The sequence below is a fragment of the Szabonella alba genome, from assembly GCF_016765775.1.
In the GTDB taxonomy this organism is placed as follows: Bacteria; Pseudomonadota; Alphaproteobacteria; order Rhodobacterales; family Rhodobacteraceae; genus Szabonella; species Szabonella alba.
In genome coordinates this window covers 41073-61473 of sequence record NZ_JAESVN010000005.1, presented here as the reverse complement: position 1 = coordinate 61473, position 20401 = coordinate 41073, and the positions used below count along the sequence as shown (strand labels likewise).

Genomic DNA, 20401 nt, shown 5'->3' with positions numbered 1-20401 from the left:
GGATGAACGGACAGCAGGCGCGAATCGGTCGGATGGCACAGCAGGCGCAGGCATGAGTGCGGGCATGCTGGCGCTGGCCTTGCTGCTGGATGCCGCCACCGGAGAGCCGCGCGCGATCTGGGATCGCTGGCCGCATCCGGCGGTTCTGATGGGGCGCGCGGTCGGCTGGGCCGATGCGCGGCTGAACCGGGGCAACATGCGGCGGCTGAAGGGCACGCTGGCCATGGCCGGGTTGGCGCTGGCGGCAGGGCTGATCGGCGCGATCATCGCATGGCTGCCGGATTACGGTCTGCTGGAGGTTTTGCTGGCGGCGGTGCTGATCGCGCAGCGATCGCTTGTGCAGCATGTCCAGGCGGTGGCTGACGCGCTGCGCCTGTCGCTGGGCGACGGGCGGCGCGCGGTAGCACAGATCGTGGGGCGCGATACCGGCGCGATGCAGGCCTCCGATGTGGCCCGCGCCGCGATTGAAAGTGCCGGTGAAAACCTGTCGGACGGGGTAGTGGCCCCGGCCTTCTGGTTTCTGGTCGCGGGCCTGCCGGGCCTGATGATATACAAGATCACCAATACCGCCGACAGCATGATCGGCCATCGCACGCCGCGCCATGAACAATTCGGCTGGGCGGCGGCGCGGCTGGATGACGGGCTGAACTGGATCCCCGCACGGCTGACCGCGCTGTTGATCGCGCTGGCGCATGGCCATACCGACCCCGCCCCGATCCTGCGCGATGCAAGGCTGCACCGGTCGCCCAATGCGGGCTGGCCCGAAGCGGCGCTGGCGCGGGTGCTGAACTGTGCCCTGTCGGGGCCGCGCAGCTATGGCGGAAAATGGCAGGATTTTCCATGGGTCTGGCCCGAGGGCCGCCGCGACCCCGGCCCGGCCGATATCGACGCAGGCGTGCGGGCACTGTGGCGCACATGGGGGCTGATGCTCGGGATCGTGATCCTGCTCTGGCTGATCTGACGGTTGCCCTGCGGTCCTGCGCTGATACTCTGGCCCGCAAGTGACCTGAGGAGTTTACCGATGCGATTTGCTGCCCCCCCCTGCGCCGCACGCTTGTTTGCGGCCCCCCTTGTTGCGGCGGGCCTGTCCCTGATCGCGGCCCCGGCCCTTGCCGCGCCGTGCGGCGGCAGTTTTCCGGGCTTCATCGAGGCGATCAAGGCCGAGGCGCAGCAACGTGGCTTTTCCCGGGCCGATGCGGACCGCTTTTTTGCAGGCGTGCAGCAGGATCAGCGCGTGATCCGGGCCGACCGCGCCCAAGGCGTGTTCCGGATGAGCTTTACCGACTTTTCGCGCCGCCTGATAAGTCAGGGACGCATCAGCAACGGCGCGGCCAATGCGCAACGGCACAAGGCGATTTTCGACCGGGCGGCGCGGGATTATGGCGTGCCGCCCGGCATCCTGCTGGCCTTCTGGGCGTTTGAAACCGATTACGGCGCGGTGCAGGGCGATTTCAACACGGTCAATGCGCTGGCGACCCTTGGTCATGACTGCCGCCGCCCGGAATTGTTTCAGCCGCAGATCCATGCCGCGATGCAGTTGTGGCAACGCGGCATGCTGGACCCCGCACGCACGACCGGCGCATGGGCGGGTGAAATCGGCATGGTGCAAATGCTGCCCGGCGATATTCTGGAACGCGGCGTCGATGGCGATGGCGACGGCAAGGTGACGCTGAAAACATCCGTCCCCGATGCGATCCTGTCAGGCGCGCGGATGCTGCGCGATCTGGGCTGGCGCAAGGGGGAGCCGTGGTTGCAGGAAGTGACCGTTCCGGCCAATCTGGACTGGTCGAAAACCGGGCTGGACAAGCAACTGTCGGCGGCGGAATGGGGCCGGATGGGCGTTGTGCCGCGCCATGGCAAACTGGCCGGCAATCTGCCTGCCTCCATCCTGCTGCCCGAGGGGCGCAAGGGACCGGCCTTTCTGGTCTATCCAAATTTCAACGTGCTGTTCGAATGGAATAAAAGCTTTGTCTATGTCACGACGGCCGCCTATTTCGGCACAAGATTGCAGGGCGCGCCGGTCTTCAACGCAGGCAATCCCGATCCGCAACTGTCCGAGGGGGACATGAAGGCGCTGCAACAGAAATTACAGGCGCGCGGGCATGATGTGGGCAGCGTCGACGGTATCCTGGGCGCGATGACCCGGCCCGCCGTGCAGAAGGAACAGCAACGCCTTGGCCTGCCCGCCGATGCCTGGCCGACTCGCGACCTTCTGAACAGGCTGTGACCGGATGACCGCGCGGGAGGCATGGGGGCTTTGCGCCACGGTGAAGGCGCCGCAGGATCAGCTTCTTGCCTTTATCGCACATCATCTGGGCCTTGGGGCCGCGCATATCTGGATTTTTCTGGACGATCCCGATGATCCGGCCTTTGACGCAATTGCCGGGATCGACCGGGTAACAGCCACGCGCTGCGATATGGATTACTGGACGACGCTTATCAACAAGCGCCCCGACCGGCATCAGAACCGGCAGGGGCGCAACATGCAGGCGGTCTACAAATCCACCAAACTGCCTTGGGTCGGGCATATCGACGTGGATGAATACCTTCTGGCATCCGAGGATATCGGCACGGTGCTGGCGCGGATGCCCGCAGACCGACCCATGTATCGCATCGCGCCATGGGAGGCGCTGCATGATCCGTCCCTGCCCGATGACATCTTCACCGCGCGCCAGTTCCGTGCCGCGCTGTCGGGCGCGGACAAGGCCGGGGCGCGCGAACGCGTCTTCGGCCCTTTTGCGCCGCTGCTGGCGCAGGGGGTGCTGAGCCATTCGGCCGGAAAATGCTTCTTCCGCACCGGGCTTTCGCGGTTTGAGCCGCGCCTGCATGGCGCATTCCGGGCGGGTGAGCGGGTGAAGGGCGGGGATTTCGGGCCGGAAATCGCGCTTTTGCATTTCCATGCCGAAGATCCCCTGCGCTGGAGGGACCGACTGCAGTTCCGGCTGGAACGCGGGGCCTATTCCTTCAACGAGGTCTTGCAGCACTGGCTGATGGCGGCAGGGCCTGCGGGGGTGGACGGGTTCTATGACGCCGTGCAGCGGGTCAGCCCGGACCTTTTGGCCCGGCTTGCGGCGGAAGACGCGCTGCTGACCGCCGATCTGGGCCTGCGGGCCAAGATTGCCGCATTGACGAGCGCGGACTAGCCCGCATCCGCCAGAATACGCGCCGCCCCGATCCAGCCGGTCAGGATCGCGGGCGCGTTGGTATTGCCGCCGATCAGCGTCGGGAAGGCCGAGGCATCGCAGACCCGCAGCCCCGCAATGCCCCGGACCCGCAGATCGGGGTCCAGAACCGATGTCGCCGCATCCTGCCCCATCCTGACCGTGCAGGATGGATGATAAACTGTGCCCGACCGCGCCCGGAAATCGGCGATCAGATCCTCATCCGTCTGCACCTGCGGGCCGGGGCGCAGTTCTTCGGCAATCAGCGGCGCAATCGGATCCTGCGCCGCGATATGGCGCAGCATCTTCACCGCCGCCAGCATCTCGGCCACGTCGTCCTCGGTCGAAAAGGCATTGGCCGTGATCCGGGGGGCGGCAAAGGGATCAGACGAGGCCAGCGTGATTTCCCCCCGGCTGCCGGGGCGGCAGTTTGACAGACCGATGGACAGGCCCGAAAACGGATCGGGCCGCAGGATCGGCCTTTCCCCCGCACGCGGCAGCAGGGTTGAAAATGCCTGAAAATACAGCTGCATATTGGGGCGGGTCAGGTCGGGTGAGGTGCGGAAGAACCCGCCGCCATGGTTGATCGACTTGGACAGCGGCCCGCGCCCGCCCAGAACATATTGCAGCCCGGCGCGCAGCTTGCCCCACCACGGGCGCAGCGCGTCGTTATAGGTCGGCACCGTCATCCGCCAAGTGTAGTTGATACCCTGATGATCGGTCAGGTTCTGCCCTACCAGCGGCGCATCCAGCGCAACCTCGATCCCCTGCGCGCGCAGATGCGCGGCAGGGCCGATCCCCGACAGCATCAACAGTTGCGGTGAATTGATCGCACCGCCCGCAAGGATCACCTCACGCCCCGCGCGAACCTGATGCAGCGTGCCCTTGTGGCGATATTCCACGCCCGTGGCGCGGCGCCCCTCCAGCAGCACGCGCGTCGCCTGCGCATGGGTCAGAACGGTGACATTCCTGCGCTTCATCGCGGGGCGCAGAAAGGCGCGGGCGGCGGAATTGCGGCGCGCGCCCTTGATCGTCATCTGGTAAATTCCGGCGCCGTCCTGTTCCGCGCCGTTGAAATCGGGATTGCGCGGCAGGCCCGCCGCCTGCGCCGAGGCGATGAACGTTTCGCAAAGCGGGTGCAGATCGCTGTGATTGGCGGAAATGAACAACGGGCCCCCCTGCCCGCGAAAGTCATCCGCGCCTGCCTCATTATCCTCGATGGCGCGGTAGGCGTCGCGCGCGGCCTCCCAGCCCCAGTTGCCGCCTGCCGATGCCTGCCAGTCGTCGTAATCGGTCCTGTGGCCCCGGATCCAGACCATCGCATTGATTGAACTTGAACCGCCAAGGATGCGCCCGCGCGGCCAGTGATCGACATTTCCGGCAAGGCCGGGATCGGGTTCGGCGCGGTAAAGCCAGTTGACCGCCGGATCATAGAACAGCTTGCCATAGCCCAAAGGCAAATGGACATAGAACCGGCGATCCGTTCCACCTGCCTCAAGCACCAGAACGCTGTAGCGTCCGTTCACGCTCAGCCGTTCGGCCAGCACGCATCCCGCCGAGCCCGCGCCGACGATGATATAGTCATAGGTGGTCACGGTCATCTCCGGGGCGTCAGACTATTCCAGCCGCGCCGGAAAGCCCGGCGCACGAAGATCGGTGCCTAACAGATCCTCCAGCAGTTTCGCAATCATCGGCGATTGCGCGTCACCGCCATAGGCCGCGCGGGCGGCGATATAGGTCTGTTCAGTGGCCGAGGCCAGATCTAGCGGCACGCCGAATTCGCGCCCGAATTGCAGCGCAAAGCCCAGATCCTTCAGCGCAAGGTCGATGTTGAAGGCGATGTCATAGGATCCGTTGAGGATCAGCGCGCCTTCGGTTTCATGCACGAAGGAATTGCCCGACGAGGCCCGGATCGCCTCCCATGCCTGCCCAAGGTCAAGCCCGCCGCGTCTGGCCAGCATCAGCGCCTCGGAACAGGCCTTGAGGTGAATGAAGGCCAGCATATTGGTGATGACCTTGATGACCGAGGCTGAGCCGAGCGGCCCCATGTGATAGATGCGGTTGCCCATCGCCTCTAGCGCCGGGCGGTGCAATTCCACGACGTCGGCATCGCCGCCGGGCAGCATGGTGATCTCACCGCGCGCCGCCAGATGCACGCCCCCCGTCACGGGCAGTTCCAGCATCCGCACGCCCGCCGCCTCTGCCCTTGCCCCCAGCGCCAGCACATCGTCACGCCCCAGCGTGGACATTTCCAGCCATGTCGCGCCGGGTCGAAGGGCGGGCAGAATCTGGTCCAGCACCCGGGCCGAGACGGCAGGCGAGGGCAGGCAGGTGATGACGTGATCGACCCGCGCCGCGACCCCGGCGGCATCATCCGCCCAGTCCGCGCCCAGCGCGATCAAGGGTTCTGCCAGCGCCCGGTCCAGATCGGTCACCGTAACGGCAAAGCCTTTGCGCAGCAGGCAGGCCGCGCATTTCGCGCCCAGATTGCCAAGACCGATATAGCCGTACCGCATCGCCTAGGCCCCGCCATGGCCGACAAGGGCCTTCACTTCGGTAAAGTCATGGATGCCCCAATCGGCATATTCGCGCCCGTTGCCCGATTGCCGGTAGCCGCCAAACGGCGCGTGCAGATCCCAGTCGGGATAGTTGATCTGGACCTGCCCCGCGCGCAGCCGCCGTGCCACGGCATTGGCATGATCGGGCGCGCCCTGCACATAGGCGGCAAGGCCGTAAACGCTGTCATTGGCCTGTATGATGGCCTCTTCCTCGCTGTCATAAGGCAGGATCGACAGGACAGGGCCAAATATTTCCTCGCGCGCGATGGTCATATCATGGGTCACATCACCAAAGACCGTCGGCTTGACGAACCAGCCCCGGTTCAGCCCCTCGGGCCGTCCGGTGCCACCCGTGACCAGCGTGGCCCCTTCGGCAATCCCCGCCTCGATCAGGGCCTGGATCTTGTCCCATTGGGTGCGGCTGATGACCGGGCCAAGGGTGGTGGCATCGGCCAAGGGGTCGCCGGTGACCATCGCTTCCGCCGCCGCCCGCGCGATCTCCAGCGCCTGCGAATGCACGGCGCGCGGCACGAACATGCGGGTGGGGGCATCGCAGCTTTGCCCGGAATTGCCGAAACAGCCCTCGACCCCGCCTGCAACCGCTGCCTCCAGATCGGCGCTGGCAAGGATGATATTGGGCGACTTTCCCCCCAGTTCCTGCGCCACGCGCTTGACGGTCGGGGCGGCATTGCGCGCAACCTCGATGCCCGCGCGGGTGGATCCGGTGAAGGACACGAAATCAATATCCGGATGGCTGGACAGCCGCGCGCCCACCTCGGGCCCGGTGCCATTCACAAGGTTGAACACGCCCGCCGGAACGCCCGCCGCCGCCATGATCTCGGCAAAAAGGATGCCTGACAGCGGCGCAATTTCCGAAGGCTTCAGAACCATCGTGCAGCCTGCTGCGATGGCAGGGGCAACCTTGCAAGCAATCTGGTTCATCGGCCAGTTCCAAGGGGTTATCAGCCCCGCCACCCCGATGGCCTCACGCATCACAAGCGTCGTGCCGCGCATCTCCTCCCATGTGAACCGTTCGGCGGCCTCGATGGTGGCCTCGATATGGGCATCCCCGGCCCAGACCTGCGCCTCACGCGAGAAGGCCAGCGGCGCACCCATTTCGGTGGTGAAGGCCTGCGCGAAATCCTCGGCCCGGTCACGATAGGCATCAAGGATGCGGCGCAGAAGGGCCAGCCGTTCCGGTGCGGGCGTGGCCGCGAACCCGGCAAAGGCCGCCCGGGCGGCGGCAATCGCGCGGTCGGCATCCTCGACCGTGCCCAGCGCCACCTCGGCCACAATCTCCTCGGTCGCGGGGTTTTCCACACCCAGCCTGCCGCCCCCCAGCGGTGCGACCCATTCCCCGTTGATATAAAACCGCGAAAGATTGTCAGAGATGGTCATGGCGGCCCCTCAGGTGAAATGAATGTTGAACCGCGACCGGATCGCGCGGTCGATATCGGGTGCGATCTGGCAGCCCGCACGGGCAAGGATATCGTTCTTGCGCCGGATCGCCATGTCCAGCAGTTTCGGCTTGCCCGCCTCATTCCATTCCTTGGGGCTCATGCGGTTGCCAATGACGGGATAGACATATTCCGTCTGCATCAGGTCCAGCGTCTGGGATGAGCCCAGATAATGCCCCGGCCCGCCCAGACAGACCTCTTTCATCGCCTCGATCGAGGTGGAATCCGGTGTGACGTCGATGCCGCGCACACAGCGCATCACCTGCCCCAGAATGTCATCGCCCAGCACAAGGCTTTCCAGACAGAAGCCCAGAAGCGAGGCATGCATCCCGACCGATTCATAAACCATGTTCAGCCCTGACAGCCCGGCCAGAACATTGGTGATGCCCTGTTCCCATCCGGCCTGCATGTCGGGCAGCTTGCTGTCGGAAATGCCGGCCGCAGCACCGCCCGGCAAGTTGTAAAACCGGTGCATCTGCGCGCAACCGGCGGTCAGCAGCGCCTGTTCCGCCGATCCGCCCGACATCGCCCCGGTGCGCAGGTCGGACACGAAGGGCCATGTGCCGAAGATCGCCGGATGGCCTGGTCGGATCGCATTGACATAGACGACCCCCGCCAGACATTCCGCCACCGCCTGCACGATGGCCAGCGCGATGGGGGCGGGTGCCGTGGCCCCGGCTTGGCCAGCCGACAACAGCAGCACCGGCATTCCCGCCCGCACCAGCATTTCCATCGTGGTGCAGCTTTCCTCGGCGAATTTCATCGGCGGCACGACGAAACAATTGGAATTGCTGACAAAGGGGCGCGCGCGCCAGGCAGCCTCACCCCCTGCGACGGTGTGGATCAGGTCCATGCAGCCCGCGACATGGGCCGGTTCGCTGAACGAGGTGCCGACATGTTTCGTGGTCCCTGCAAGGCAGGCGTAAAGCGTGTTCACGTCCATGTCGTAATTGTCGGTCACGTCGCGGCAGACCATCGCGCGCTGGAAGAAATGCACATTGTCCAGATGATGCGTGATCCGCGCCGCGTTGTAGAGATCCTGCGCCGTGCTGTCGCGATAGGTATCGGTTTCCAGATCGACGATATGCACCGCCGCCCCCGCCGTGCCGAAATGCACCCGTTGGCCCGACAGGTGCAGATCGTGCTTCGCCTCGCGCCCGTGCAGGGTGATGTCGCGCGCGGCCACCGCCAGCATGTCCTCGACCAGCGCGCGGGGAAAGCGGATACGCCCGTCATCACCCTGCACCGCCCCGGCCCGTGTCAGGATTTCAACGCCCGAGGGCGGGGCCTGCGACAGGCCGATCTGTTCCAGCGCGTCCAATGCGGCCGCATGGATCTGCGCCATTCCAGCATCGGACAGGGGGCGGTATCGCCCGCCCTCCATCCCCGCACGGATCGGGCGGACATGATCGGCCAGCGGTGCGGCCCGCAAGGCGCGGCGCGCATCGCGCCCGCCGGTCCGGCCCACGCGTTTCGGGGCCATGGCCAGCGCCTCGGCGGCCAGCAATTCGGGGGGGATCTCGGGCAGGTCGGGGGTGATTTCGGGGGGCACTTCGGGGGGCAGGCTCATGCCTTCATCCTTTCGGAACGCGGATCATAGAGAGGCGCAAGGCTGGCGATCGCGGCAAAGCGCCGTCCGGCGACCTCGATTTCATAACTGGACGCCAGCAGCGCCTCGGGCTGCTCCTCTTCGCAGGGAACATACGCCATGCCGATGGCCCCCCCGAGATGATGGCCATAGTTGCCCGAGGTCACATGCCCCACGATGCGCCCGTCGCGCAGGACGGGTTCATTGTGGTACAGCAGCGGTTCGGGATCGGTCAGGCGCAACTGCACCATGCGGCGCGAAAGGCCCGCCTCACGCTTGCGCAAAACGGCGTCGCGGCCGATGAAATCTGCCTTCTGCGTGCGGACGGCAAAACCAAGACCCGCCTCAAGGATATGATCCTCGGATGTGATGTCATGGCCGAAATGGCGGAAGGCCTTTTCGATGCGACAACTGTCGACCGCATGCATCCCGACCAGCCGCAGGCCCAGATCCGCGCCTGCCTCCAGCACCGTTTCCAGTACATGCCCGGCCATGTCGGAGGAAACATAAATTTCCCATCCCAGTTCGCCGACGTAACTGACGCGATGTGCACGGGCGAGGCCCATGCCGATTTCCACCTCCCGCGCATGGCCGAATGGGTGGGCGGCGTTGGAAAAATCATCGGGCGACACCAGCGCCAGCAGCTCGCGCGCGCGCGGCCCCATGATGGCCAGCGCGCCCTCCCCCGCCGTCACATCGGCGATGGTGGCGCGCCACTCGCCCAGATGGCGGCGCAACCATGCCTGATCCCTTGGCCGGGTCACGGCGGGGGTCACGACCAGAAAGACGGTTTCCGACAGCCGCGTGACGGTCACATCCGCCTCGATCCCCCCGTGGGAATTGAGAAATTGCGTATAGACGATCCGCCCCACCGGCACTGACAGATCCGCGCCGCAGACATGGTTCAGAAAGGCCTCCGCCTCGGCCCCCTCCACCCGGATCTTGCCGAAGGAGGACATGTCATAGGCCCCGACGCCTGCCCTGATTGCGGCATGTTCGGCGGCAGAACTGGCAAACCACGGCTGGCGGCCCCAGCCATGCGAATAGGGCACGGGATTGGCCGGATCGCTGTAATAGGCCGGGCGTTCCCAGCCGCCCGCCTCGCCAAAGACGGCACCCGCAGCTGCAAGTTGCGCGTGGAACGGACTTCGCCGTATCCCTCGCGCGGTGGTCTTTTGGCGGTAGGGGAAATGGTCGGCATAAAGCAGGCCCAAGGATTCCGTCGCGCGCGCCGCCAGATAGCGGCGGTTGCGCTGGAAGGGCTGGTTGCGCGCCACATCGACATCGCCAAGATCGAACGGTTTCTCGCCCGTATCCATCCATGCGGCCAGCGCCATGCCCGCGCCCCCCGCCGACTGGATGCCGATGGAATTGAACCCCGCCGCCACCCAGAAATTCGCCACTTCCGGCGATTGGCCAAGGTTGTAGGCCACATCCGGTGTGAAACTTTCCGGCCCGTTGAAAAAGGTATGGATACCCGCCTCGGCCAACACGGGCAGGCGGTGGACGGCGCGTTCAAGGATTGGCTCGAAATGGTCGAAATCCTCGGGCAACTGATCAAAGCAGAAACCCTCGGGGATGCCGTTCATCCCCCATGGTTTTGCCTTGGGCTCGAATGCGCCCAGCAGGTATTTCCCCGCATCCTCCTTGTAATAGGCACATTCATCCGGCACGCGCAGCACCGGCATCTGCGTCAGCCCCGGCACGGGTTCGGTGACAATATAGAAATGCTCGCAGGCCTGCAGCGGCACAGTGACGCCCGCCATCTGGCCGACCTCACGCCCCCACATGCCCGCGCAATTGACGACGTGTTCACAGGTGATGCTGCCCCGCTCCTCACCCATCTGCCAGTCAACCGACCGCGCAAGCCCCCCCGCCATGCCGATGCCCGTCACCTTGACGCCTTCGACAATCTGCGCACCCTTGGCCCGTGCGCCCTTGGCCAGCGCCAGCGCGATGTTGGCAGGATCGCCCTGCCCGTCGGTCGGCAGCCAGACGCCTGCCGTCACGCCCTCAATATTCATATGCGGGTAACGGTCCTTTACCTCCGATGGCGACAACTCCTCAACCGGCACGCCAAAGGCCCGCGCCATCGAGGCGTTGCGGTAAAGCTCCTCCCGCCGCTCCGGCGTCAGCGCAACCGAAATGGACCCCACCGTGCGCATGCCCGTCGCAAGCCCGGTTTCCGCCTCCAGCCCCCGGTAAAGGTCGGCGGTGTATTTCGCCAGCCGTGTCATGTTGGCCGAAGACCGCAACTGCCCGATCAGCCCTGCCGCATGCCATGTCGTGCCCGAGGTCAGTTGCTTGCGTTCCAGCAGCACCACATCGCGCCAGCCGAGTTTCGTCAGGTGATAGGCCACCGAACAGCCGACGATGCCGCCGCCGATGATGACAACGCGCGCCTGTGTGGGGATAGTCGTCATGCCGGATACTCCGCGCGGTTTCGCATCTCAGGCCCGCAGACGGGCGTTTTCGGGGTCCCAGAGGGGCGCATCGGGCTGCACCACGGCCCTGTGGCGAGTGCCGTAAATCTCAACCTCGATCTCCGTTCCCGGTACGGTCAGATCAGCGCGCAGCATCCCCAGCGCAAGGGATGCCCCCACGCGATAGCCCCATGCGCCCGAGGTGGTTTCCCCCACAACCACCCCATCATGCCAAAGCGTTGACATATAGGGCGCATCACAATCGCCTGCGTCCACCCGCAGGGTGACAAAGCGTTTCTTCACCCCCGCCTGCTTTTCCGCCAGAAGTGCTGCCTTGCCGGGGAAATCCGGCTTTTCAAACCGGATGAAGCGGTCAAGCCCGCCCTCCAGCAGGCTGTAATCCGTGGAAAGATCACCCTTCCACGCGCGGTATCCCTTTTCGATCCGCAAGCTGTTCAGCGCCCACATGCCAAAGGGTTTCGCCCCCGCCGCCATTACCGCATCCCAGATCGTGGGCGCATCACTGACGCCGCAATGAAGCTCCCATCCCAATTCCCCGGCAAAGGACACGCGGATCAGCGCGCAGGGCCGCCCCGCGACATGGGTTTCATATTGCACCGACAGCCATGGAAGGGTCAGATCGGCATCGGTCAGGGGTGCGAGGATTTCACGCGCCTTCGGCCCGGTGACCAGCAGGCATTCCACATCTGCCGAATGGTCGGTAACCGTCACGCCGTCCGGCGCCTGCCGGATCAGCCATTCGGCATCATGCCATTGCGCGACGCCTGCGGTGATCAGGCCCACCTCATCGGGGCCATGGACCAGCGCGCTCATTTCCGTGACGATGCGGCCACGGCTGTCGGGGAAATAGACAAGACCAATCCGACCCGGTTCGGGCAGGCGCGAGGCGGTGAGGCCATCGACGAAATCCCGCGCGCCGGGGCCTTCCACCTTCAGCCGGGTAAAGCCGGAAATGGCCAGGACACCACAATGATCGCGCACGGCCTCGCACTCTTCGCTGATGCGCTTCTCCCATGGTCCGGCGCGGTTCCATGTCTGCGTCGCGGCCTCGGTCGTATCATCACCGGATTCGGCGAACCAGTTGGCACGTTCCCACCCGTTATAGGCGCCGAATTGCGCCCCTGCGGCGACCAGCCGATCATGGAGCGGCGACAGGCGGCGATTGGCCCCGGCAGGCCAGCGATGCCACGGGAAATGCATCGCATATTCGTGGCCGTAGACCTCCATCCCCTTTTCGACGCAGTATTCGGGGTCGGTATAATCGGTGAAACGGCGCGGATCGCAGGGCCACATATCCCATTCGGTCGCGCCTTCGGTCACCCATTCGGCCAGCACCTTGCCTGCCCCGCCCCCCTGCGCGATGCCGAAGGTGAAAACGCAGGCCTCGAACGCATTGGGCACACCCGGCATCGGGCCGATCAGCGGGTTGCCATCGGGGGCATAGGGGATCGGGCCATTGATGACCTTGGAAATCCCCGCTGTGCCCAACAGCGGCACGCGCGCCATGGCATCCTCGATATAGGGTTCCAGCCGGTCCAGATCGTCAGGGAACAACTGGAACGAAAAATCCTCGGGGAAGGGGTCATCGGGCGTCACCCAATGGGCACGGCAGTTGCGCTCATAGGGGCCAAGGTTGAAGCCGGTCTTTTCCTGCCGCAGGTAATAGGAGGTATCGACATCGCGGAGAAGTGGCAGCTTGTGGCCAACCTCCCGGCTCCATGCCTCGATCTCGGGGATGGGTTCGGACAACAGGTATTGATGGCTCATCACCATCATCGGCACGGTGCGCCCGCCATAGGGGCGGAACCATTCGCCGACCTTCTGCGCATAATATCCGGCGGCATTCACCACAATCTCACAGCGGATATCGCCTTTCGGCGTCTCCACGATCCATTCGCCGTTTTCGCGCCGCACGCCCGTTGCCGGGGTGAAACGGTGGATCGTGGCGCCCATGTCCCGCGCGCCCTTGGCCAGCGCCTGCGTCAGTTGCGCAGGGTCGATATCCCCATCGGCCGGATCATAAAGCGCGCCTTGCAGGCCATGGGTTTCAAGGAAGGGGTATTTGCCCCTGATCTCCTCCACCCCCAGAATGTCGATCTCCATGCCCTGATAGCGGCCCATGCCGCGCGCGCGGGCAAATTCCTGCATCCGTTCCTTGGAATGGGCCAGACGGATAGACCCGGTGACATGGTAATTCATCGGGTAATCCACAGTCGCGCCAAGCCCGCGGTAAAGCTGCGTGGAATAACGCTGCATGTTCATCAGCGACCAGGAGGTGGAAAAGGTCGGCACATTGCCCGCCGCATGCCATGTGGAGCCTGCGGTCAGTTCATTGCGCTCCAGCAGGATGCAGTCGGTCCAGCCCGCTTTGGCAAGGTGATAAAGCGAGGAAACACCGACCACCCCGCCCCCGATGATGACGACCCGCGCCGTTGCAAAAACCTCGCCCATGCCGCCCTCCGCCAGTTCTTTGGCGAAAGCTACGCCTACGAAGGCCCGCCGCGCTATCTCATCCGCGACGCGACATTGATCGGAAAAACCGATCAGCGTGGCATGAGGGCGGTTGACGCGATGGCGGATGCCAAAGGCGCTGACCCTGTCCGGCCTGCCGGGCGTTGCGCCGGTCCGGTCCGCCGGGGATATTCAGCGACAGAAAAAGTGGGGCGCGGTTTCAGCCCAGCGGGGCGGACGGGTCGGCATAGCGGTGCAAATCACCCTTCGGGTCGCGGACCTGCCACAGGCCATCCGCCGCCCGCAACAAGTAATCCGGTCCGATGGGAACCTTGCCATAGCCGCCCGGTATATCCAGCACGTAAGCGGGCAGCGCCATGCCCGACAGCCGTGCGCGCAGCGCCGTCATGATCGCTTGCCCCCGCGCAATCGTGGTTCGGAAATGGCCGGTGCCCTTGGCCAGATCGCAATGATGCAGATAGTAGGGTTTCACCTTGGCGCGGATCAGTGCGCGGAACAGCGCCTCCAGCGTGTCGGGGTCGTCGTTGATGCCGCGCAGCAGTACCGTTTGCGACAGAAGCGGGATGCCCGCCGCCACCAGCCGTCGCAAGGCCGCTTGCGCAGCTTCAGTCAGTTCCTGCGCGTGGTTGGTGTGGACGACCAGCCACACCGCCTTGTCACTCTCCATCGCGGCCAGAAGGTCCGGCGTCACCTTTTCGGGGGCAACGACCGGCACGCGGGTATGAAATCGGATCACATCCAGATGCGGGATCGCCCCCAGCCGCGCCATCACCGAGGCCAGCCTGCGCGGCGACAGCGTCAAGGGGTCGCCCCCGGTCAGGATCACCTCGCGCACCGCCGGGGTTGCCGCGACATAATCCAGCGCCGCCGCCATCTCTGCCTCGGGCAGCGCCCCTTCCTCACCCACCACCTCACGCCGGAAGCAGAAGCGGCAATAAACCTCGCAGGTCTTGGTGGCATGCAGGATCACCCGGTCGGGGTAGCGATGTGTCAGGCCCGGCACCGGGGCATGGGCGTCATCCCCGATGGGGTCGGCCAGTTCCTCGGGGCGGATCGTCAGTTCCGCGACTTCCGGCACGAATTGCCGCGCAACGCCATCGCCCGGGGCCGCAACCGCCCGCGCCATTTCGGGCGACATGCGCAGCTTGAATTCCGCTGCGACCTGCCCCAGCGCCGCCGCGTCGACAGGATCGGCCAGCCCTGCTGCAACAAACTGCGCGGGCGTGGTCAGGGCACGGGCTTGTCCGCCCGACGGTTCTGCCGCCTGCCCTTGCGGGGCCTCCGTCGGCGCGCTGTCCTTGATCAGGTCTTTCATGGATCCGTCCGGTTGCAAGACCCGCCCCTATCGCATTCCCGACCCGCCGATACAAGTTGCGGGCCGCGCCCGCCCATGCCACGCAGGGACCAAAGCCGAAAGGACCGCCCACCATGCCCGCCGAAAGAACTGCCGAAAAACCCGTCACGATCCGCCCGTTGCGCCCCGGCGACCGCGTCGAATGGGCCGCACTCTGGTCGGGTTATCTGGCCTTTTACGAAACCACGCTGCCCGAAACGGTGTTTGAGGCGACCTTCGCCCGCCTGACCGACCCGGCCCGCGCGCATCAGAATGCCTTTGTCGCCGAGCGGGACGGGCGGCTGATCGGCCTCGTCCACTATATCTATCACGCCCATAACTGGCGGGCCGAGGATGTGTGTTACCTGCAGGATCTGTTCGTGACGCCCGAGGCGCGCGGCACGGGGGCGGCCCGTGCGCTGATCGAGGCGGTCTATGCCGCGGCTGATGCCAATGGCACGCCCGCCGTCTACTGGATGACGCAGGAGTTCAACGCGACGGCTCGGCGGCTTTATGACCGGGTGGCGAAGGTGACGCCCTTTGTGAAATATGTGCGGTGAGGGGGTGGGGTTTGAAACAAGGTGGCTGATGACGGCTTGGAGCCCAAAGTGACAGCGAATGGTTCCCATGGTACGATTGTTCCAATGTTCTGGTAGGAGTCACAGATGCCGAAGTTCCTAACGATTGGATACGGCGATCAAGATGGGTATGACCGCATCTCTCAACCTTCCAGGGACGCTGCTCACGCCCATGACGAGCAGCTGGTTGCGACGGGAGCCGTGATGGGAATCGCTGGAAAACCAGTGCTGGTTCGGAATCCTGCCGCTTCCGGTGTTGAAGTGACTGAAGGTCAATTCTTGTCGTCTGACCTGCCCGTTGCCGGATTCGCGATCATCGAAGCTGATAGCCTCGAAGAGGCCATCGAGATGGTTTCAAGAGTGCCCTGTGCTATCGCGTATGGGGTTGTAGAGGTATGGCCGCTGGAAACAGCGAGCGGAGATTGAACGGCCGCTTTGTCCCGCATAGCTGCCAGTCGCGACTTCATCCCCCAAGCTGCGAAAACCGTTTTCAGGGGACGTCCCTCACGCCACCAGCGACTCGGCCCGTTTCAAATCCACCGACACCAACTGGCTGACTCCCTGTTCGGCCATCGTTACCCCGAACAGCCGGTCCATCCGCGCCATGGTCACGGCGTGGTGCGTGATGATCAGGAAGCGCGTGTCGGTGCGGCGGGTCATTTCGTCCAGCAGGTCGCAGAAGCGAGTCACGTTCGCGTCGTCCAAAGGTGCGTCCACCTCATCCAACACACAGATCGGCGCGGGGTTGGCAAGGAACACCGCAAAAATCAGCGACATCGCGGTGAGCGTCTGTTCGCCCCCTGACAGCAGCGACAGGGTAGAGAGTTTCTTGCCCGGCGGCTGGCACATGATCTCCAGCCCCGCCTCCAGCGGATCATCGGATTCGACCAGCACCAGACGGGCCTCGCCGCCGCCGAACAGATGGGTGAACAGCGTGCCGAAATTGGCGTTGACCTGTTCAAACGCGGTCAGCAGCCGTTCGCGCCCTTCGCGGTTCAGCCCGGCGATGCCGGCGCGCAGTTTCTTGACCGCCTCTTCCAGATCGGTCTTTTCGCGCAGCAGGGTGTCATGCTCCTCCTGCACGGATTTCGCATCTTCCTCGGCGCGCAGATTGACCGCGCCCAGCGCCTCACGCTGGCGTTTCAGCCGCGCGACATCGGCCTCCAGGGCCTCCGAGCCCGGCATGGCATCGGGATCGCCGCCCAGTTGCGCCAGCAGGTCCGCCGGGTCGCATTCGGCCTCTTCCCGGATCCGGCCTTCGGCAAGATTGCGGGTCTCGCGGGCGGCCTCGGCGCGGGTTTCGGCGCGGGCGCGGCCTTCGCGCGCCTCGCCTGCGGCGCGTTCGGCCTCGCGTTCGGCATCGGATGCGGCGCGCAACGCGGCTTCGGCCCCGGCCAGCGCCTCGGCGGCACGGGCGCGGCGTGTTTCGGCCTCGGCCATTGCGTCCGAAAGCTCCTCGCGCTTGATCGCGATTTCCTCGGGCGCGGCCTGCGCCTCGGCCAACTCATCCTCTGTCTCGGCCCGGCGTTCGGCCAGTTCGGCCTGCCGCTTGCCTGCGGTTTCCAGCCGTTGCCGCCAGCCAGAGATTTCCTTGATGACCTCTTGCCGCCGCTTCAGCCGGGCCTCGCCCTCGCGGCGCAATTCATCATGGGCGGAACGGCGCGTCATCATCGTGATCCGCGCGGCCTCGACCGTGGTTTTCAACGCCTCGACCGTGCTGCGGGCGGTCGCCAGATCGGGCAGAACCTCGGCCGTGCGGCTGGCCTCACGATGGGCGCTGCGCGCCTCGGTCGCCTCGGTGCCATAGCGGCTGACGGCCAGACGGGCGGCCTCAAGCCTGCCGCCCGCGATGGACCGCTCGGCCTCGGCGCGCGACAGGCTGCGATTGGCCTCGGTCACACGGCCATCCGCCGCGCGGCGGGCGTCGCGCGCCATCTGATCGGCGCGGGCCAGATCGGCCAGCCGCGCCTGCAGCGCCTCATGCGCCTGCCGCGCGCCCGTGGCCTTTGCATTCAGATCCTCCAGATCGCGCTTCAACTGCACAAGACGGTTCAACTGCCGCAACCGCGCGGCAGCCGCTGAAGGCGCATCCTCGGCGGTCATGCGGTAGCCGTCCCAGCGCCACAGATCGCCCTCGGAACTGACCAGCCGCTGACCGGGGCGCAGGTCTTGTTGCAAGGCCGCACCCGCCGCGCGGTCGACCAGACCGATCTGCGCGATACGACGGCGCAAGACGGACGGAACCCGGACATGGGCGGCCAGAGGCTGCGCGCCCCCGGGCAAGGGCGCATCGGCATCGTAATCCGGCAGTTCGACCCAGCCCGAGCCTTCCGCCCCCGTCACCGCAGGCGCGCGCAGATCATCCGACAGCGCGGCACCCAGTGCGGATTCAAAACCCGGCTCGACCTCGATCCGGTCAAGGATCTGCGTGCCTGCCGCCGATTCGCGTTCGACCAGCCGGGCCAGTGCGGCCACTTCGGCGCGCAGCGCATTGGCCTCCCCCTCGGCCTCGGACCGCGCGCCCCGCGCCTCGGCCTCCCGCCCCTGTGCCTCGGCCCGGGCCTCTTCGGCCAGTGCGAGTGCCTCTTCGGTCGCCTCGGCAAGCTCCTGCGCCTCTTCCTGCGCAAGGGTTGCCGCTTCCAGCGCCTCGCTGGCGCGTTCCAGCACCTCTTGCGTCTCGGCTGCGGTCTCTCCGGCGCGGGCGGCTTCGGCCTCGGCCTTGGCGACGGTGGCGGATGTATCCGACAGCAGGCGCTGCACCGATTGGTGGCGGGCGGCCAGCCGGGCCACATCCTCGGTCTGGTCAGACAGGGCCGCCTCGCGTTCGCCCAGCACCGCCCCGGCCTCCCGCGCGGCCTCGGCCGCCTCGGCCAGCCGGGCGTCATGGCCCTCAGTGGCGCGGGTCAGTTGTTCGGCCTCCCAGTCCAGCCGCCCGATGGTTTCCTCGGCATCGCGGTTCAGCCCGGCCTCGCGCTCCATATCGCGGGAAAGCTGCTCGATCCGGCCCTTCAGCGTCTGGATCGTCTGCAGGGCGCGCGATTCGCTTTCGTTCAGCGCATCGCGCTGCACGGTCAGCCGTTGCAGGATCGCCCCGGCAATCGCCTCTTCCTCGCGCCGGGGCGGCAACGCATCCTCGGCCTTTTGTCGTGCGGCGGTGGTGGCCCGGGCCGCCGTTTCGGATTGCGAGGCCGTCAGAAGCCGCGCGCGCAACGTCGCCTCGGCCTCGGCCACGGCCAGATCGGCCTCCCGCCAGCGGCGGAACAAAAGCATCCCCTCGGCCCGGCGCAGATCGGTGCCGATCTCGCGATAACGCGCCGCCTGCCGCGCCTGTCGGGCCAGCGTGGCCAGTTGGGCGGCCAGTTGTTCCAGCACGTCATCGACCCGGGCAAGGTTCTGTTCGGTCGCCTGCAGGCGCAACTCCGCCTCATGCCGGCGCTGGTAAAGCCCGGAAATGCCTGCCGCCTCTTCCAGAATCCGGCGACGGCTTTTGGGCTTGGCATTGATCAGTTCGGCAATCTGCCCCTGCCGCACCAGCGCCGGGCTATGCGCCCCGGTCGAGGCATCGGCGAACAGCATTTGCACATCGCGCGCCCGCACATCGCGGGTATTCGCCTTGTAGGCCGATCCCGCATCGCGGGTGATGCGCCGCACGATCTCCAGCTGGTCGGCATCGTTGAACCCCGAGGGCGCCAGCCGGTCCTGATTGTCGATGGTCAGCACCACTTCGGCGAAATGCCGGGCCGAACGGGTGGCGGTCCCGGCAAAGATCACATCCTCCATCCCGCCGCCGCGCATGGCCGTGGGGCGGTTTTCGCCCATCACCCAGCGCAGCGCCTCCAAAAGGTTCGACTTGCCGCAGCCATTGGGACCGACCACACCGGTCAGCCCCTCATGGATCACCAGATCCGTGGGGTCGACGAAGCTTTTGAAACCGTTGAGACGAAGGCGGCTGAAGCGCAAGGGCGGGATCCGATGATTCTGACTATCCGCCATGGTCGCGGCAAGGGCGGGGGTGAGTCAACCTCCACCCCCTTCATCCTGCCCCTTTGGGCAAGTTACCCACAAGATATAGTCGCTGCCTGCCCCCTTCCGCCGGCTGTCACCGCCCCGGGCCCTGCCCATGTCGAAAGCACTTGACGCGCCCCGGGCCGAGGCGGAACCTGACGCAAAAAACCGGACCGAAATGACCCCCTTTCAACCGCACAATCCCTATGACTGGAACCTGCTGCTGGGACTGATCCAGCGCGCCTTTTCGGGGATGGAGGGCCGGATCGACCCGCCCTCCTCCATCAACCGGATGTCGGTCGACGATCTGGAACATCACCCCGGCGAGGTCTGGGTGATTGGCCAGCCGCCGCTGGCCTGCGTACTGCTGACACCGAAAGGACCGGCGCTGCATATCGGCAAGCTGTCTGTCGATCCCGCGCATCAGGGTGAGGGCTATGCCGGAGAGTTGATCCGGCTGGCCGAGACCCGCGCCCGCGCGCTCGGCCTGTCGCGGCTGGAACTGCAAAGCCGTGTCGAACTGGTCGAGAATCACGCGATCTTTTTCGCGCTGGGGTTTCAGCAGACCATGACCACCTCGCATCCGGGCTATGACCATCCCACGTCGCTGGTCTTTACCCGCCCCGTCTGACCTACCCCGTCTGCCGCCATCGTCAGGCCGCCATCAGCTTATCCGCGTGCAATCGCTGCGCTGTTCACCATGGCCAAAATACCTTCGGGGGTAAGACGCGGCACGCGGCGAGGGGGCAGACAACCCCCTTGCCCCCTTATGCCCCCCCTATCGCGCGCTTGTCCTGCCCCGGTG

The 20401-nt window shown here is 65.6% G+C and carries 14 protein-coding genes; 6 read left to right on the top strand and 8 right to left on the bottom strand.

All coding sequences use genetic code 11. The features are described from left to right. Positions 1 to 52: 52 nt before the first annotated feature. The 3 genes from cbiB to JL811_RS12570 are packed head-to-tail and all read left to right on the top strand — an operon-like array spanning position 53 to position 3143. Positions 53 to 961: an adenosylcobinamide-phosphate synthase CbiB gene (gene cbiB, locus JL811_RS12580; protein WP_202689052.1), complete on the top strand. Its 909-nt coding sequence runs from the start codon at positions 53 to 55 to the stop codon at positions 959 to 961. 60 nt (positions 962 to 1021) lie between these two features. Then, positions 1022 to 2227, top strand: a complete 1206-nt coding sequence (locus JL811_RS12575) for a lytic murein transglycosylase (RefSeq protein ID WP_202689051.1) — start codon at positions 1022 to 1024, stop codon at positions 2225 to 2227. A 4-nt stretch (positions 2228 to 2231) separates the two neighbouring features. Next, positions 2232 to 3143, top strand: coding sequence for a glycosyltransferase family 2 protein (locus JL811_RS12570; RefSeq protein ID WP_202689050.1), 912 nt, complete (start codon positions 2232 to 2234; stop codon positions 3141 to 3143). On the opposite strand, the gene JL811_RS12565 is transcribed toward JL811_RS12570, so the two are convergent. From JL811_RS12565 to JL811_RS12535, 7 genes are all read right to left on the bottom strand, one after another. Then, positions 3140 to 4756 (bottom strand): GMC family oxidoreductase N-terminal domain-containing protein, encoded by a 1617-nt coding sequence (locus JL811_RS12565; RefSeq protein WP_202689049.1) that lies wholly within the window; start codon positions 4754 to 4756, stop codon positions 3140 to 3142. The two genes, JL811_RS12570 and JL811_RS12565, sit on opposite strands and share 4 nt — an antisense overlap. A gap of 21 nt (positions 4757 to 4777) precedes the next feature. Further along, on the bottom strand, positions 4778 to 5677 hold the full coding sequence (locus JL811_RS12560) for an NAD(P)-dependent oxidoreductase (RefSeq protein WP_202689048.1): 900 nt from the start codon (positions 5675 to 5677) through the stop codon (positions 4778 to 4780). A gap of 3 nt (positions 5678 to 5680) precedes the next feature. Further along, positions 5681 to 7117 (bottom strand): aldehyde dehydrogenase family protein, encoded by a 1437-nt coding sequence (locus JL811_RS12555; RefSeq protein ID WP_202689047.1) that lies wholly within the window; start codon positions 7115 to 7117, stop codon positions 5681 to 5683. Between the two features lie 9 nt (positions 7118 to 7126). Next, positions 7127 to 8659 (bottom strand): trimethylamine methyltransferase family protein, encoded by a 1533-nt coding sequence (locus JL811_RS12550; protein WP_202689292.1) that lies wholly within the window; start codon positions 8657 to 8659, stop codon positions 7127 to 7129. A gap of 83 nt (positions 8660 to 8742) precedes the next feature. Next, entirely contained in the window at positions 8743 to 11187 is a 2445-nt protein-coding gene (locus tag JL811_RS12545; protein ID WP_202689046.1) for a GcvT family protein, read from the bottom strand. A gap of 27 nt (positions 11188 to 11214) precedes the next feature. Next, positions 11215 to 13659 carry a GcvT family protein gene (locus JL811_RS12540; protein WP_202689045.1) on the bottom strand — a complete coding sequence of 815 codons (2445 nt, stop codon included), beginning with the start codon at positions 13657 to 13659 and terminating at the stop codon, positions 11215 to 11217. Positions 13660 to 13879: 220 nt separating this feature from the next. Next, positions 13880 to 14995, bottom strand: coding sequence for a lysine-2,3-aminomutase-like protein (locus JL811_RS12535; protein ID WP_202689044.1), 1116 nt, complete (start codon positions 14993 to 14995; stop codon positions 13880 to 13882). Between the two features lie 113 nt (positions 14996 to 15108). On the opposite strand from JL811_RS12535, the gene JL811_RS12530 reads away from it, so the two are divergent. Together JL811_RS12530 and JL811_RS12525 are read left to right on the top strand one after the other, a co-directional pair. Next, positions 15109 to 15573, top strand: coding sequence for a GNAT family N-acetyltransferase (locus JL811_RS12530; RefSeq protein ID WP_202689043.1), 465 nt, complete (start codon positions 15109 to 15111; stop codon positions 15571 to 15573). A gap of 105 nt (positions 15574 to 15678) precedes the next feature. Further along, on the top strand, positions 15679 to 16017 hold the full coding sequence (locus JL811_RS12525; RefSeq protein ID WP_202689042.1) for a YciI family protein: 339 nt from the start codon (positions 15679 to 15681) through the stop codon (positions 16015 to 16017). A 78-nt stretch (positions 16018 to 16095) separates the two neighbouring features. Here the strand turns inward: JL811_RS12525 and smc are convergent, their stop codons facing one another. Beyond that, complete coding sequence (gene smc, locus JL811_RS12520) at positions 16096 to 19551, bottom strand: chromosome segregation protein SMC (RefSeq protein WP_202689041.1); 3456 nt, start codon at positions 19549 to 19551, stop codon at positions 16096 to 16098. A 223-nt stretch (positions 19552 to 19774) separates the two neighbouring features. On the opposite strand from smc, the gene JL811_RS12515 reads away from it, so the two are divergent. Beyond that, positions 19775 to 20227 (top strand): GNAT family N-acetyltransferase, encoded by a 453-nt coding sequence (locus JL811_RS12515; protein WP_202689040.1) that lies wholly within the window; start codon positions 19775 to 19777, stop codon positions 20225 to 20227. Positions 20228 to 20401: the final 174 nt, after the last annotated feature.

What these genes read in the sequence shown, in the direction of transcription:
- JL811_RS12570 (WP_202689050.1), top strand. Translation starts at nt 2,232, where the DNA reads ATGACCGCGCGGGAGGCATGGGGGCTTTGCGCCACGGTGAAGGCGCCG.
- JL811_RS12545 (WP_202689046.1), bottom strand. Translation starts at nt 11,187, where the DNA reads ATGACGACTATCCCCACACAGGCGCGCGTTGTCATCATCGGCGGCGGC.
- JL811_RS12540 (WP_202689045.1), bottom strand. Translation starts at nt 13,659, where the DNA reads ATGGGCGAGGTTTTTGCAACGGCGCGGGTCGTCATCATCGGGGGCGGG.
- JL811_RS12575 (WP_202689051.1), top strand. Translation starts at nt 1,022, where the DNA reads ATGCGATTTGCTGCCCCCCCCTGCGCCGCACGCTTGTTTGCGGCCCCC.
- JL811_RS12555 (WP_202689047.1), bottom strand. Translation starts at nt 7,117, where the DNA reads ATGACCATCTCTGACAATCTTTCGCGGTTTTATATCAACGGGGAATGG.
- JL811_RS12530 (WP_202689043.1), top strand. Translation starts at nt 15,109, where the DNA reads ATGCCCGCCGAAAGAACTGCCGAAAAACCCGTCACGATCCGCCCGTTG.
- JL811_RS12550 (WP_202689292.1), bottom strand. Translation starts at nt 8,659, where the DNA reads ATGGCCCCGAAACGCGTGGGCCGGACCGGCGGGCGCGATGCGCGCCGC.
- cbiB (WP_202689052.1), top strand. Translation starts at nt 53, where the DNA reads ATGAGTGCGGGCATGCTGGCGCTGGCCTTGCTGCTGGATGCCGCCACC.
- JL811_RS12560 (WP_202689048.1), bottom strand. Translation starts at nt 5,677, where the DNA reads ATGCGGTACGGCTATATCGGTCTTGGCAATCTGGGCGCGAAATGCGCG.
- JL811_RS12515 (WP_202689040.1), top strand. Translation starts at nt 19,775, where the DNA reads ATGACCCCCTTTCAACCGCACAATCCCTATGACTGGAACCTGCTGCTG.
- JL811_RS12525 (WP_202689042.1), top strand. Translation starts at nt 15,679, where the DNA reads ATGCCGAAGTTCCTAACGATTGGATACGGCGATCAAGATGGGTATGAC.
- JL811_RS12535 (WP_202689044.1), bottom strand. Translation starts at nt 14,995, where the DNA reads ATGAAAGACCTGATCAAGGACAGCGCGCCGACGGAGGCCCCGCAAGGG.